The organism is Rathayibacter sp. VKM Ac-2835 (assembly GCF_013266705.1).
Classification (GTDB): Bacteria; Actinomycetota; Actinomycetes; order Actinomycetales; family Microbacteriaceae; genus Rathayibacter.
On the sequence record NZ_JABSNQ010000001.1, the window covers coordinates 601,008 to 614,122 of the forward strand.

Sequence of the window (13,115 nt, forward strand, 5' to 3'; positions counted from 1 at the left end):
TACGCCCGCTCCGCGGCATCCTCGACCAGCATGCAGCGACCGCTCCGCGCGCTGCCCGGTTCGGGGGCGGGTCAGGTGGCTTCGAGGTCGATGGGCGGGGGCGCCACCGTCGAGAGCTCGCCGGCGCCCGCCGAGCGCTTCATCGTCGTGTAGTAGCTGTCCGCGGTGGAGGCGCCGCCGCCGGCCGTGACCGGAGCGGAGACCGCGGAGGGCGGCTTCACCGTGGGGGCCGGCTCGTCCTCGAGCAGGGCGTCGCGGATGATGCGCCGCGGGTCGTACTGCCGCGGATCGAGCTTGCGCCAGTCGACCTCGTCGAACTCGTCGCCCATCTCGTCCTTCACGCGCTCGCGCGCCTGCGTGGCGAATCCGCGGACCTTCCGCACCAGCGCAGCGAGCTGCGAGGCGTAGTAGGGGAGGCGGTCAGGGCCCAGCACGAAGACGGCGATGACTCCGATGATGAGGAGCTTGTCGAACGTCAAACCGAACACGGGACAACACTAACCCGCCGCGCCTGCGCCGACGACCCCGCGCACCCCCGTACCCTGGCGATGCGCAGGCGCGATCCGCCCGCCGCGACCACCACCAGAGGAGCCCGCCCGTGTCCGACAAGGATGCCAACTGGAAGTACGCCGAGGACGCGGTCGTCGAGCCCGAGGCCATCGCCTCCGCCCGCCGGCTCGCCGTCGAGCTGGGCATCGACGCGATCGCGCCCTCGATCGGCGCGCAATCCGCCCTCGTCGCGGCCGCCGCCCGGGCCACGTCGATCATCGAGATCGGCACCGGCACCGGCGTCAGCGGACTCTGGCTCCTCGACGGCGCCCCCGAGGCCATGCTCACCTCGATCGACTCGGAGGCGGTGCACCAGCAGCACGCCCGGGCCCAGTTCCACGAGGCCGGCATCTCGCCCAACCGCCTGCGCCTCATCCCCGGCCGCGCCCTCGAGGTGCTCCCCCGGATGAACGAGAACTCCTACGACATCGTCTTCGTCGACGGCGATCCGCTGCAGGTCATCGAGAACGTCGAGCACGCGTTGCGCCTGGTGCGCCCCGGCGGCACCGTGCTCGTGCCGCACGCCCTCTGGCGCGGCCGCGTCTCCAATCCCGCTCAGCGCGACGAGATCGCCTCCGCCTTCCGGACGCTGGTCGCCGAAGTCTGCGGCTCGCCGGCCGTGGTCAGCGTGCTGTCGCCGATCGGCGACGGGCTGCTCCAGGCGAACAAGCGCCGCGCCTAGCCGCACCGCCGGCCGCGTGGCACCGGCCCCGGGAACGAGGGAACGCCCGCCGCATCGGATGCGGCGGGCGTTCTCGACGGTGCTGGTGGGTCAGGCTGGAGTCACCACCGACGCGAGTGCGTCGTGGAGTTCTTTCGCCTCTGCATCGTTGACCGAGACGACGAGGCGTCCGCCGCCTTCGAGCGGAACGCGCACGACGATGAGTCGCCCCTCCTTAACAGCCTCCATCGGTCCGTCTCCGGTCCTCGGCTTCATGGCCGCCATAGAGTTCCCCTTTCGTGACGTATCCGTCTATTATCGTGCATCCGCGCCAGGGACGAAATCGGACGCCTTCCTCGGAAACGCGGCGTCGATCACGGCGGCGTCCAGTCGTAGCCGTCGACGGCCCAGCCGATGGTGATCCAGCCGATCTGACCGGCGATCGAGACGACGACCAGCGCGCTCCGGAAGAGGGGCGAGCGCGGCACCGCGAGCGCCCCGACGAGGGGGAACATCGGGCCCAGCAGGCGGAACGTGCTCGACTGCGGGAAGAAGAAGGCGAAGAGGTAGACGCCGTAGCCGGCGACCCACGCGCGGCTGAACAGGTCGAGCCGCCGCGTCCACGGCGAGGCCAGGATGCCGACGAACAGCAGCACCAGGACGACGACCAGCGCGATGCCGAGCATCGGCGCGCCGAACCACCAGCCGCCCCACCACGCGCCGCCCTGGAACCACGAGGTGAAGGGGAAGAGCTCCTGGTAGCCGATGTAGGAGGAGCGCCAGGCCAGCTCGGTGTCGGTGTAGGCCGTCGGCGAGCCGGTGACCGCCCACGCCACCGCGGGCCAGAGGAAGCCGACGACCAGGCCCCAGACCGTGAGCGCGACGGCGGGCACGGCGTCGGTCCGCGGGAACGGCTCCTTCGCGCGCCGGACGAACCGGTAGACGACGTAGAGGCCCATCGCCGCGGCGAACGCCAGCCCGCTCGGCCGCGTCAGACCGAGCACGAGCACCACCGGGAAGACCCAGGCGAACCGGCGCCGGACCAGCAGGAGCAGGACGATCGCGGTGAGCATCATCGCCATCGACTCGGCGTAGGCGATCTGCAGCATCGGCGAGGTCGGCGCCACGCAGAAGAAGAGGACGGCGACGAGGGACTGCGACTCGCTCAGCGAGTGCCGCATCAACCGGTAGAGCACGAGGCAGGCGACCGCCGCGCAGATCACCGAGACGACGACGCCGGCGGTGGCCCAGCCGAGGCCGGTGAGCACCATCAGCAGGCGCACGACGACGGGGTAGAGCGGCATGAACGCCCAGGCGTTCTCGCCGATCTCGCCTGCGTCGGTGACGGGCAGCTCCGTCGGATAGCCGGCGGTCGCGATGATCTCGTACCAGCGGCCGTCCCACATCGTCGCGAAGTCGACGTAGGCGGGCGACGGGCCGGTCCAGGAGTTCGCCTGCTGGTTCGCGGCGAACTGGAGCATGATCACGGTCGTCACGATGCGGGTGAGGACGAAGACCGCGAGGACGCGGGCCCACCAGGGGACGAGGCGCAGCTGCGCGCGGCGGCGGACCGGCAGCCGGCCGCTCAGGACGGCGCTCACGCGGAGGCGCTCAGCCAGCGGCGGAGGCCGTCGGTGCACGCGGTGATCTCGTGCACGGCGACGTGCTCGTCGTCGGCGTGGGCCTTCAGCGGATCACCGGGGCCGTAGTTCACCGCCGGGATGCCCATGGCCGAGAATCGGGCGACGTCGGTCCAGCCGTACTTGGGCTTCGCCTCCGCGCCGACGGCGGCGATGAAGGCCTGCGCGAGCGGGGCGTCCAGCCCGGGGCGCGCGCCCTCGGCCAGGTCGACGACCTCGACCTCGAAGCCCTCGAACAGCTCGCGCAGGTGCGCGACCGCCTCCTCGCCGGTGCGGCTCGGCGCGAAGCGGTAGTTGACGTGCACGGTGCAGAGATCGGGGATCACGTTGCCCGCCACTCCCCCGCTGATGCGGACCGCGTTGACGCCCTCGCGGTAGACGAGACCCTCGACCTCCACCTCGCGCGGCTCGTAGGCGGCCAGCCGGTCCAGGATCGGCGCGGCGGCGTGGATCGCGTTCTCGCCGACCCAGCTGCGGGCGGAGTGCGCGCGGAGGCCGCGGGTGATCACGTCGACGCGGAGGGTGCCGTTGCAGCCGCCCTCGACCTCGCCCCGGGTCGGCTCGCCGAGCACGGCGAAGTCGGCGGCGAAGACGTCCGGGCGGTGGCGGGAGAGACGGCCGAGTCCGTTGAGGTCGGAGGCGACCTCCTCGTTGTCGTACCAGATCCAGGTGATGTCGACGACCGGATCGACGAGCTCGGCGGCGAGGACGAGCTGCACCGCGACGCCCGCCTTCATGTCGGTGGTGCCGCGGCCGACGAGGTGCTCGACGCCGTCGATCGTCTCCTCGCGCACGGGCAGGTTCTCGTTGATCGGGACCGTGTCGAGGTGGCCGGCGATGACGACGCGCTGCTCGCGGCCGAGATTCGTCCGGGCGACGACGGTGTGGCCGTCGCGCAGGACCTCCAGGTGTGGGTACTGCTCGAGGGCCAGCTGCACCGCGTCGGCCAGCGCCAGCTCGTCTCCGGAGACGGAGGGGACGTCGCAGATCACCCGCGTCAGGGCGATCGGATCGGAGCGCAGATCGAGGGGCGCGACGGGCGCCGGGGCGGAGGTCGGAACGGCCATGCGCCCAGGGTACCGGCCGGATCGTGCGCGCTACCCTGGGCGACATGAGCCTCCAGAACACCGCTGACTCCGCCGTGCCCGCGCCCGCCTCCGCCTGGGGCTACGGGCTGGCGACGATCGCCTCGGACGGCACCGTCCTCGACACCTGGTTCCCCGAGCCGCGCCTCGGCTCGATCCCTGCGGGTCGCGATCCGTGGATCGTGCCGGCCGAGTTCGAGGCGCTCGCGGGCGAGGACGCGCGGCGCGAGGTGCGGATCGACGTGGTGACGCTGCAGATCGACCTGCGGACCGCGCCGGCGTCGACGTCGGACGCGTACCTGCGGCTGCACCTGCTCTCGCACCTGCTGGTGCAGCCGAACACGGTGAACCTCGACGGGATCTTCGCGCACCTGCCGAACGTCGTGTGGACGAACGCGGGGCCGGTCGCTCCGGACTCGTTCACGCGGCTGCGGCCGTCGCTGCGGCGCCACGGGATCCAGGCGGCGGGGATCGACAAGTTCCCGCGGCTGACCGACTACGTCACCCCGGCGAAGGTGCGCATCGCGGACACCTCGCGAGTGCGCCTGGGTGCGCACCTCGCTCCGGGGACGACGGTCATGCACGAGGGCTTCGTCAACTTCAACGCGGGGACGCTCGGCAGCTCGATGGTCGAGGGCCGGATCTCTCAGGGCGTCGTCGTCGGCGACGGCTCGGACATCGGCGGCGGCGCCTCCATCATGGGTACGCTCTCGGGCGGCGGCGTGCAGCGCGTGTCGATCGGAGCTCGCGCTCTGCTCGGCGCGAACTCGGGCATCGGCATCTCGATCGGCGACGACACCGTCGTCGAGGCCGGGCTCTACGTCACGGCGGGGACGAAGGTCGTCGTGGTCGGCGGCGCCCCGCGCGCCGACGGGCAGCCGCAGACGGTCAAGGCCGTCGAGCTGTCGGGGGTGCCGAACCTGCTCTTCCGCCGCAACTCGCTCACCGGCGCGGTCGAGGTGCTCCCCCGCACCGGCGCCGGCATCGAGCTGAACACGGCGCTGCACGCCTGACGCGCGGGCGACGCACATGCCGCTCGAGTAGCCGCGGGACGCGGCGTATCGAGACCCACCCGCCGACGGACGCCGGGTCTCGATGCGCCCGCAAGCGGGCTGCTCGACCAGCGGAGAGCCCGCACAGCGGGGCAGTGCGGGCCCGCGGTACGGGCTCCTCGGGCCGGGTCAGCGGTCGGTCGGCCAGTGGCGCTCGGGGGCGCCCGTGTAGAGCTGCTGGGGGCGGCCGATCTTGGTCTGCTTGTCGGTGTTCATCTCGCGCCAGTGCGCGATCCAGCCGGGCAGGCGGCCGATGGCGAAGAGGACGGTGAACATCCGCGTCGGGAAGCCCATGGCCTTGTAGATGACGCCGGTGTAGAAGTCGACGTTCGGGTAGAGGCGGCGCTCCTTGAAGTAGTCGTCCTCCAGCGCGAGCGCCTCGAGCTCCATCGCGATGTCGAGCAGCGGGTCCTTGACGCCCAGCGCCTGCAGCACCTCGGACGCGCTCTCCTTGACCAGCTTGGCGCGCGGATCGTAGTTCTTGTACACCCGGTGGCCGAAGCCCATCAGGCGGACGCCCTCCTCCTTGTTCTTCACCCGCTCGACGAAGGTCTGGACGCTCTCGCCGGACTCGCGGATCCGGCCGAGCATCGTGAGCACGGCCTCGTTCGCGCCGCCGTGCAGCGGGCCGAAGAGGGCGTTGATGCCGGCCGAGACGGACGCGTAGAGGTTGGCCTCGGTCGAGCCGACCAGGCGGACCGTGGAGGTCGACGCGTTCTGCTCGTGGTCCTCGTGCAGGATCAGCAGCCGGTCGAGCGCCTTGGAGAGCACCGGGTCGACCTCGAACGGCTCGGCCATGGTGCCGAAGTTCAGCCGGAGGAAGTTGTCGACGAAGCTCAGCGAGTTGTCCGGGTAGAGGAACGCCTGGCCGATCGCCTTCTTGTGGGCGTACGCCGCCATCACCGGCAGCTTCGCCAGGAGGCGGATGGTGGTGAGCTCGACCGCCTCCGGGTCCTTCGGGTTCGAGCTGTCCTCGTAGTAGGTCGACAGGGCCGACACGCCGGCGGCGAGCACCGACATCGGGTGCGCGCTGTGCGGCAGGGCGTCGAAGAAGCGCTTGAGGTCCTCGTGCAGCAGCGTGTGCCGGCGGATGCGCTCGTCGAAGCCGGCGAGCTCGTCCGCGGTGGGCAGCTCGCCGTAGATCAGCAGCCAGGCCACCTCGAGGTACGTCGCATTGGTCGCGACCTCCTCGATCGGGTACCCGCGGTAGCGCAGGATCCCCTGGTCGCCGTCGATGTAGGTGATGCTCGACTTGGTGGCGGCCGTGTTGACGAAGCCGTAGTCGAGCGACATCAGACCGGTCTGCTTGGAGAGCGTGGAGAAGTCGATGCTCGAGGAGCCGTCGACGCTGCGCAGCACCGGGAACTCCGCAGTGCGCTCGCCGAACGTGAGCGTCACCTTCTCGGGCAGGACCTCGGCCGCGGCCGGCGCACTCTCCGTGGCGGGCTCGGGTGTCTCCACCGTCGCGGTTCCGTCGCTCTGCGTGCCGGATTCGGTCACAACGCCTCCCAGGTCATCGGTCGCACCCGGGTGCGCTCGCGCGGAGCGGGCGGCGCCGGGGGCTGGAACTGGCCGGACCCAGGGCCGTTTGTGGCGACGCTGACCGAACCGCATACAGCCTATGGGCAAAGCGGGGGCACTGTGACATCGCCCAGTGCTCGTCCCCGTCCGTTGTGGAGATGCTTCAGGATCGGGGCGCGCGGCGGGTCAGAGCCCGTACGCGAGCCGCTCGGCGGCCGCCGCGATGCGCTCGTCGGTCGCGGTCAGCGAGAGCCGGACGTGCTCGGTGAAGTGGTCGCCGTAGAAGACGCCGGGGCCCGCGAGGATCCCCCGGCGGGCGAGGCGGTCGATCGACTCCCAGGCCGGCCGGCCCTCCGTCGCCCAGAGGTAGAGGCCCGCCTCGCTGCGGTCGACCCGGAAGCCGGCGGCCTCGAGCGCCGGGCGCAAGAGGTCGCGGCGGGCGCGGTAGCGCTCCTTCTGCTCCGCCACGTGGCCGTCGTCGCCGAGCGCGACGACCATCGCCTCCTGGAGCGGCGCGGGGACGATCATCCCGGCGTGCTTGCGCACGGTCACGAGCCGCGCGATCAGCTCGCGGTCGCCCGCGATGAAGGCGGCGCGGTAGCCGGCCAGGTTGGACTGCTTGCTGAGGGAGTAGACGCCGAGCACGCCCCGGCGGTCCTCGCCGGCCACCCGGGGGTCGAGGACGCTCGGGATCGGCTCGGCGGCCCAGCGGCCGTCCCAGCCGAGCTCGGCGTAGCACTCGTCTCCCGCCACGACAGCGCCCAGCTCGCGCGCCCGCTCGACCGCGCGCCGCAGCGCGTCCACGTCGAGCACGGCGCCGTCGGGGTTGCCCGGCGAGTTCAGCCACACCAGCCGCGTCTCGGCCGGCCACTCGCCGGGGTCGTCGGAGGCGAGCACCGAGGCGCCGGCGATCGCGGCGCCCATCGCGTAGGTCGGGTAGGCGGCACGCGGATGGACGACGACGTCGCCCTCGCCCAGGCCGAGCAGGAACGGCAGCCAGGCGACGAGCTCCTTCGAGCCGATCGTGGGCAGGACCTCGTCGAGGCCCAGACCCGGGACGCCGCGCCGACGGGCGTACCAGGCGGCGATCGCCTCGCGCAGCGCCGGGGTGCCGACCGTGGTCGGGTACGCGTGCGCATCCGTCGCCCGCGCGAGCGCCTGGCGGATCGGCGCGGGCGTCGGGTCGACCGGCGAGCCGATCGAGAGGTCGACGATGCCGCCGGGGTGGGCCGAGGCCACCCGGGTGGCGGGACCCATCAGGTCCCAGGGGTAGTCCGGCAGCGGTCCGAGTGCCACGGACGCGCGCTCAGTGGCTCTGCGGCGGGAGGACGGCGATGACCGGGTGGTCCTTCGCGATCACTCCGACCTTCGCGGCTCCGCCCGGGGAGCCGATCTCGTCGAAGAACTCGACGTTGGCCTTGTAGTAGTCGGACCACTCCTCGGGGAGGTCGTCCTCGTAGTAGATGGCCTCGACGGGGCACACCGGCTCGCACGCCCCGCAGTCGACGCACTCGTCGGGGTGGATGTAGAGCGAGCGCTCGCCTTCGTAGATGCAGTCGACCGGGCATTCGTCGATGCAGGCGCGGTCTTTGACATCGACGCACGGAAGTGCGATCACGTAGGTCACGGTCGTGGACGTCCCTTCGAACAGTGGTCTCTATCGTACGGGGAGCGGCGGGGCGGTGCTGTCGGCCGCGGGCTCCACCGGAGCAGGAGCGGCCGGCGTGCGGACCCGGGGCCAGGCGATCACCACGAGGGCGATCAGCGCGGGCGCGAAGGTCCAGACGACGCCGAGCCCGTTGGCGGGCACGAGGACCGAGCCGCCGGTGCTGCGCAGCGCGAGCAGCCCGATCGCGCCGAGCAGGCCCATCGCGGTGCAGAAGGCGACGAAGCGGTCGACCATCACGAGACGCAGACCGAGCAGGAGCAGCAGCACCGCCGCGAGCGAGACGGCCAGGCCGACCGGGATCACCGCCTCGCCGACGCTCACCGTGCTCTGGTGCGCGACGGTCGTGATCGCGCCGACCACCGCCCCGGTGACGACGGAGAGCACGCCCGAGACGATGCGGGTGACCGGGTCGGGCCGCTCCTCGGCGACCGGCTCGGGCGGGACCGGCGCCCCCTCGGGGCGGAAGCGCTCGAAGCGGCCGATCGCGAACGGCGGCCCGCTGGAGAGACGGAGCTCGTCGCCGTCGACCACGAGCTGGGTGCGGTGCGCCTCGAGGGCGGCGCGCTTGCGGGCGTAGTCGTCCTCGTCCAGCTCGATCGCGACGTCGCCGGGCTCCGCCGGGGCGGACTCGGGCAGCACGGCGAGGCAGCGCAGTCCGAGTCGCTCGGCCGCCGTCGAGGCGATCAGGGCGGCGCGGATGTGGTCGGGGTGCCCGTAGCCGCCGCCGGCGTCGTAGGAGAGGACGAGGGTCGCACCGGTCTGCAGGAGCACGGCGACGAGGTCGGCGATCGCCTCCTCCTCGGGTGCGGAGGTGAAGGAGCGCGGGTCCGCCGGCTCGAGCGGGACCGGGACGCGTCCGGGGCCCCACTGCATGCCGGAGTCGCGGTAGATCCGCGGGGCGAGGCCGGCCGCGCGGGCGGCGGGGTCGCCGAGGAAGCGGTGGTCGGCGACTCCGAGCGCGGTGAGGGCGACGACCAGCTCGGTGGTGCGGTGCGCGGCGAGCTCGTCCGAGCCCTCGAGGTGCGCGAGATCGGTCGGGATGACCTCGCCGCACTCGCCGCGGGTCGCGGTGACGACGGTGACCGCGGCACCGTCCGCGACGAGTCTCGCGAGCGTTCCGCCCATCGTGATCGTCTCGTCGTCGGGATGGGCGTGCACCGCCACGACCCGCTCGCCTGCGCCGTCTCGACTCGCGTCCACTCTCCGCCTCTCGTCCGTCGTGTGCTCTCGTGCGCCGCGGGACCTCGCCCGGAGCGCCCCGGACCGGCCGCCCGGCGCCCGCACATCGGGCGCGCGGCGTCATGTCTGGACAGCCGAGCGGACGGCCACTACAGTCGTCCTCGGGTTAGGCAAGGCTTACCTGAGGATGCGGTCCGGGGGCGGGAACCGCCCCGTCCTCCCGCGCTGACGACGAAGAGAACACACGTGCTCGCAAACTACCTCATCGGCCTCCGCGAAGGCCTCGAAGCCGGACTCGTCGTCGGCATCCTCGTCGCCTACCTGACGAAGCTGCAGCGGCGCGACGTCCTCCCCCGGCTCTGGACCGGCATCGCCGCCGCGGTCGTCCTCTCCCTCGTCACCGGCGCGATCCTGACCTGGGGCCCCTACGGGCTCAGCTTCACCGCGCAGGAGCTGCTCGGCGGCGGCCTCTCGCTGCTGGCCGTCGGACTCGTCACCTGGATGATCTTCTGGATGGGCGCGAACGCTCGCAGCCTGAAGGGCGAGCTGGAGTCCAAGCTCGACGACGCGGTCAGCGGCTCCGCCCTCGGGATCGTCGTGCTCGGCTTCGTCAGCGTCGGGCGCGAGGGGATCGAGACCGCGCTGTTCGTCTGGGCGAGCGTGTCCTCGAGCAGCGCCTCCTCCGGCTCGGACGCCTGGGTCGGCACGATCGGCGCCTTCCTCGGCATCCTCAGCGCGGTCGTCGCCTCCTACCTGATCTTCCGCGGCTTCGTCCGGATCGACCTCGGCCGCTTCTTCACGTGGACGGGCGGGTTCCTCATCGTGGTCGCGGCCGGCGTGCTGCTCTACGGCGTCGGCGACCTGCAGGAGGCGGCGCTGCTGCCCGGCTGGGGCACCCCGCTGTTCGATCTGGGCCCGATCCTGCCCGCCACGGTCGCCGCGATCCTCGGCGGCCTCTTCAACTACACCCCCGAGCCGACGGCGCTGCAGTTCTCCGCCTGGCTGCTCTACCTCGTCGTGGTCGGGTCCCTGTTCGTCCGCCAGGTCCGCTCCCGCCGGCCGCGACGGGGCAGCGCGGCCCCGGTCGCCGCGCCCGTCGCCACCTCCGTCTGATCCCGCTCCGGCGCCGCCGGAACGACCTCCCACCACCAGGAGAACCATGCCCTCGCGCACTCGACCCCGCCTCCCCCGCGTCGCCACCGGCCTCGCCGGTGCCGGCGCTCTCGCCCTGCTCCTCGCCGGCTGCGTGCCGAACACCCCGGCCGCCTCCTCCGCCGCGGCCCTCGAGGTCGCGATCGACGACGGCGCCTGCGCGGTGTCCGCCGCGACGGCCGAGGCGGGTGCGGTGACCTTCGCGCTCGAGAACACCGGCTCGGACGTCAACGAGTTCGAGATCCTCGCCGAGGACAAGCTGCGCATCGTCGGCGAGAAGGAGAACGTGACCCCCGGGCAGAGCGTCTCCTACGTCGCCCAGCTCGAGCCCGGCACCTACTACACGGCCTGCAAGTTCCAGCAGGTCGGCGCGCCCGTCGGGCTCGCCGAGTTCACCGTGACCGGCGAGGCGACCGAGCAGTCGGCCGACGAGCAGGCCGCGACCGAGGCCGCCGTCACCAACTACGTCTCCTACGTGCAGTCGCAGTCCGGCGAGCTGCTGCCCGCCGTGACGGCCTTCGCCGACGCCTACGCGGCCGGTGACGACGAGAAGGCCCGCAGCCTCTTCGCCGCGACCCGCGTCTTCTACGAGCGCATCGAGCCGACCGCCGAGGCCTTCGGCGACCTCGACCCGAAGATCGACTACCGCGAGGTCGACGCCGTCGCCGAGGGCCTGGACTGGACCGGCTTCCACCGCATCGAGAAGGACCTCTGGGTCCCCGCCGCCGACGCGCTGAACTCCGACGGCACGAGCGCCTGGCTCGACTGGGCGCCGTCCACCCCGGAGCAGCGGACCGCGTTCGCCGACGGTCTCGTCTCCGACGTGCAGGACCTCTACGACCTCGTCGCCGCGCCCGACTTCACCGTCTCGGTCGGCGACATCTCGAACGGCGCGATCGGCCTGCTCGACGAGGTCGCCGCCGGCAAGATCACCGGTGAGGAGGACTGGTGGTCGGGCACCGACCTGACCGACTTCGCCGCCAACGTGCAGGGCGCGGAGGTGGCCTTCGGCAACGTCGAGCCGATCGCGACCGCCACCGGCGAGGACGGCGCGGCGCTGACCGCGGACATCGGCCGGCGCTTCGCCGAGCTCGACGCGATGCTCGCGCAGTACGGCTCGATCGACTCCGGCTTCGTCGCCTACTCGAGCGTCACCGCCGAGCAGAAGAAGGAGCTCTCCGACCAGGTGAACGCTCTGTCCGAGCCGCTCTCCCAGCTCACGCACACGGTGCTCGGCGTCGAGGAGCCCGCGGAGTAGTGGAGCCCGAGCAGAACACCGTCGGCGCCGCCGACGAGTCGGGCCGGCCCGACGAGCAGCCCCGCCGCCTCTCGCGGCGCGGGCTGCTCGGGCTCGTCTCGGCGGGCACCGCAGGACTGGCCGCGGGCATCGGCGGGACGGTCGCCGTCACCTCGGCGACCAGCGCGACCGCCTCCTCCGCGGCGACCCGCGTCGTGCCGTTCTTCGGCGCGAATCAGGCCGGCATCACGACGGCCGCGCAGGACCGGCTGCACTTCGCGGCGTTCGACCTGGCCTCCAGCGTCACGCGCGACGACCTGATCGAGCTGCTGCAGGACTGGACGCTCGCGGCCGCTCGCCTCACCCAGGGGCTCGACGTCAGCGAGGAGGGTGCGGTCGGCGGACCGGACACGGCTCCGCCCGACGACACGGGCGAGGCGCTCGGTCTCGACGCGTCCTCGCTGACGCTCACCTTCGGCTTCGGACCGACGCTCTTCACCGACGAGTCGGGCGCCGACCGCTTCGGCCTCGCCGACCGGCGACCGGCCGAGCTCGCGGCGCTCCCCCGCTTCCGAGGCGACGCGCTGGTGCCGTCCGCGGGCGGCGGCGACCTCTGCATCCAGGCCTGCGCGGACGACCCGCAGGTCGCGGTGCACGCCATCCGGAACCTCAGCCGGATCGCCTTCGGGCGCGCCTCGCTGCGCTGGTCGCAGCTCGGCTTCGGCCGCACCTCCTCCACCTCGACGGCGCAGGCGACTCCGCGGAACCTCTTCGGCTTCAAGGACGGCACGGCCAACGTCAAGTCGGAGGAGCCGGACGCCGTGCAGGAGCACGTCTGGGTGCAGGACGCCGACGGGCCGGCCTGGCTCGCGGGCGGCAGCTACCTCGTGGCGCGCAAGATCCGGATGATCATCGAGACCTGGGACCGCAGCCAGCTCGGCGAGCAGGAGCGCGTGATCGGCCGGAGCAAGGGCTCCGGTGCGCCGCTCTCGGGCGGCGGCGAGTTCACCGAGCCCGACTTCGCGGCGGCCGGCGCGACCGGCGCTCCCCTCGTCGACGAGCAGTCGCACGTGCGGCTCGCGCACCCGACCGTGAACAACGGGGTCCGGCTGCTGCGCCGCGGCTACAACTTCGTCGACGGCAACGACGAGCTCGGGCGGCTGAACGCGGGGCTGTTCTTCCTCTCGTTCCAGCGGTCGCCGGAGCAGTTCATCGCGATCCAGAAGAACCTCGCCGGCGACGCGCTGAACGAGTACATCAAGCACGTCGGCTCGGCGGTCTTCGCGGTCCCGCCGGGGGTGCGCGACGAGGGCGACTTCGTCGGCTCGGGGCTGTTCGCCTGAGCCCTCGGCGTTCCTGAGGGGATCTCC

The 13,115-nt window shown here is 72.4% G+C and carries 13 protein-coding genes; 5 read left to right on the top strand and 8 right to left on the bottom strand.

The window, feature by feature from the left end:
- Positions 1 to 71: 71 nt before the first annotated feature.
- The gene (locus tag HRK28_RS02770) at positions 72 to 488 is read right to left on the bottom strand and encodes a Sec-independent protein translocase TatB (RefSeq protein WP_123445460.1); all 417 of its coding nucleotides are present in this window, start codon (positions 486 to 488) and stop codon (positions 72 to 74) included.
- 110 nt (positions 489 to 598) lie between these two features.
- Here HRK28_RS02770 and HRK28_RS02775 point away from each other — a divergent pair, with 110 nt between their 5' ends.
- Complete coding sequence (locus HRK28_RS02775) at positions 599 to 1,231, top strand: class I SAM-dependent methyltransferase (RefSeq protein ID WP_173250355.1); 633 nt, start codon at positions 599 to 601, stop codon at positions 1,229 to 1,231.
- Positions 1,232 to 1,321: 90 nt separating this feature from the next.
- Here HRK28_RS02775 and HRK28_RS02780 read toward each other — a convergent pair whose 3' ends face one another.
- The 3 genes from HRK28_RS02780 to dapE all read right to left on the bottom strand — a co-directional run bounded on the left by HRK28_RS02780 (position 1,322) and on the right by dapE (position 3,917).
- The gene (locus HRK28_RS02780; protein WP_077221916.1) at positions 1,322 to 1,495 is read right to left on the bottom strand and encodes a DUF3117 domain-containing protein; all 174 of its coding nucleotides are present in this window, start codon (positions 1,493 to 1,495) and stop codon (positions 1,322 to 1,324) included.
- 89 nt (positions 1,496 to 1,584) lie between these two features.
- Entirely contained in the window at positions 1,585 to 2,811 is a 1,227-nt protein-coding gene (locus HRK28_RS02785) for a hypothetical protein (RefSeq protein WP_367948327.1), read from the bottom strand.
- Positions 2,808 to 3,917 carry a succinyl-diaminopimelate desuccinylase gene (dapE, locus tag HRK28_RS02790; RefSeq protein WP_160088316.1) on the bottom strand — a complete coding sequence of 370 codons (1,110 nt, stop codon included), beginning with the start codon at positions 3,915 to 3,917 and terminating at the stop codon, positions 2,808 to 2,810. Before dapE ends, HRK28_RS02785 begins: the two co-directional genes overlap by 4 nt.
- Before the next feature lie 44 nt (positions 3,918 to 3,961).
- Between dapE and dapD the strand changes: the two genes are divergently transcribed.
- Positions 3,962 to 4,948 carry a 2,3,4,5-tetrahydropyridine-2,6-dicarboxylate N-succinyltransferase gene (gene dapD / locus HRK28_RS02795; RefSeq protein WP_160088314.1) on the top strand — a complete coding sequence of 329 codons (987 nt, stop codon included), beginning with the start codon at positions 3,962 to 3,964 and terminating at the stop codon, positions 4,946 to 4,948.
- A gap of 168 nt (positions 4,949 to 5,116) precedes the next feature.
- Here dapD and HRK28_RS02800 read toward each other — a convergent pair whose 3' ends face one another.
- The 4 genes from HRK28_RS02800 to HRK28_RS02815 form a co-directional block, all read right to left on the bottom strand.
- Positions 5,117 to 6,397 (bottom strand): citrate synthase, encoded by a 1,281-nt coding sequence (locus tag HRK28_RS02800; RefSeq protein ID WP_160091274.1) that lies wholly within the window; start codon positions 6,395 to 6,397, stop codon positions 5,117 to 5,119.
- 297 nt (positions 6,398 to 6,694) lie between these two features.
- Positions 6,695 to 7,804: a succinyldiaminopimelate transaminase gene (gene dapC, locus HRK28_RS02805; protein WP_173250356.1), complete on the bottom strand. Its 1,110-nt coding sequence runs from the start codon at positions 7,802 to 7,804 to the stop codon at positions 6,695 to 6,697.
- A gap of 10 nt (positions 7,805 to 7,814) precedes the next feature.
- Positions 7,815 to 8,135, bottom strand: coding sequence for a ferredoxin (gene fdxA, locus HRK28_RS02810; protein WP_085475430.1), 321 nt, complete (start codon positions 8,133 to 8,135; stop codon positions 7,815 to 7,817).
- A 30-nt stretch (positions 8,136 to 8,165) separates the two neighbouring features.
- The gene (locus HRK28_RS02815) at positions 8,166 to 9,377 is read right to left on the bottom strand and encodes a PIG-L family deacetylase (protein ID WP_173250357.1); all 1,212 of its coding nucleotides are present in this window, start codon (positions 9,375 to 9,377) and stop codon (positions 8,166 to 8,168) included.
- Between the two features lie 225 nt (positions 9,378 to 9,602).
- Here HRK28_RS02815 and efeU point away from each other — a divergent pair, with 225 nt between their 5' ends.
- Genes efeU through efeB form a run of 3 tightly spaced genes read left to right on the top strand, consistent with a single transcriptional unit; the run spans position 9,603 to position 13,088 of the window.
- Entirely contained in the window at positions 9,603 to 10,469 is an 867-nt protein-coding gene (gene efeU / locus HRK28_RS02820; RefSeq protein WP_173250358.1) for an iron uptake transporter permease EfeU, read from the top strand.
- A 46-nt stretch (positions 10,470 to 10,515) separates the two neighbouring features.
- Positions 10,516 to 11,766, top strand: a complete 1,251-nt coding sequence (gene efeO, locus HRK28_RS02825; RefSeq protein ID WP_173250359.1) for an iron uptake system protein EfeO — start codon at positions 10,516 to 10,518, stop codon at positions 11,764 to 11,766.
- Complete coding sequence (gene efeB / locus HRK28_RS02830; protein WP_160088302.1) at positions 11,766 to 13,088, top strand: iron uptake transporter deferrochelatase/peroxidase subunit; 1,323 nt, start codon at positions 11,766 to 11,768, stop codon at positions 13,086 to 13,088. Before efeO ends, efeB begins: the two co-directional genes overlap by 1 nt.
- Positions 13,089 to 13,115: the final 27 nt, after the last annotated feature.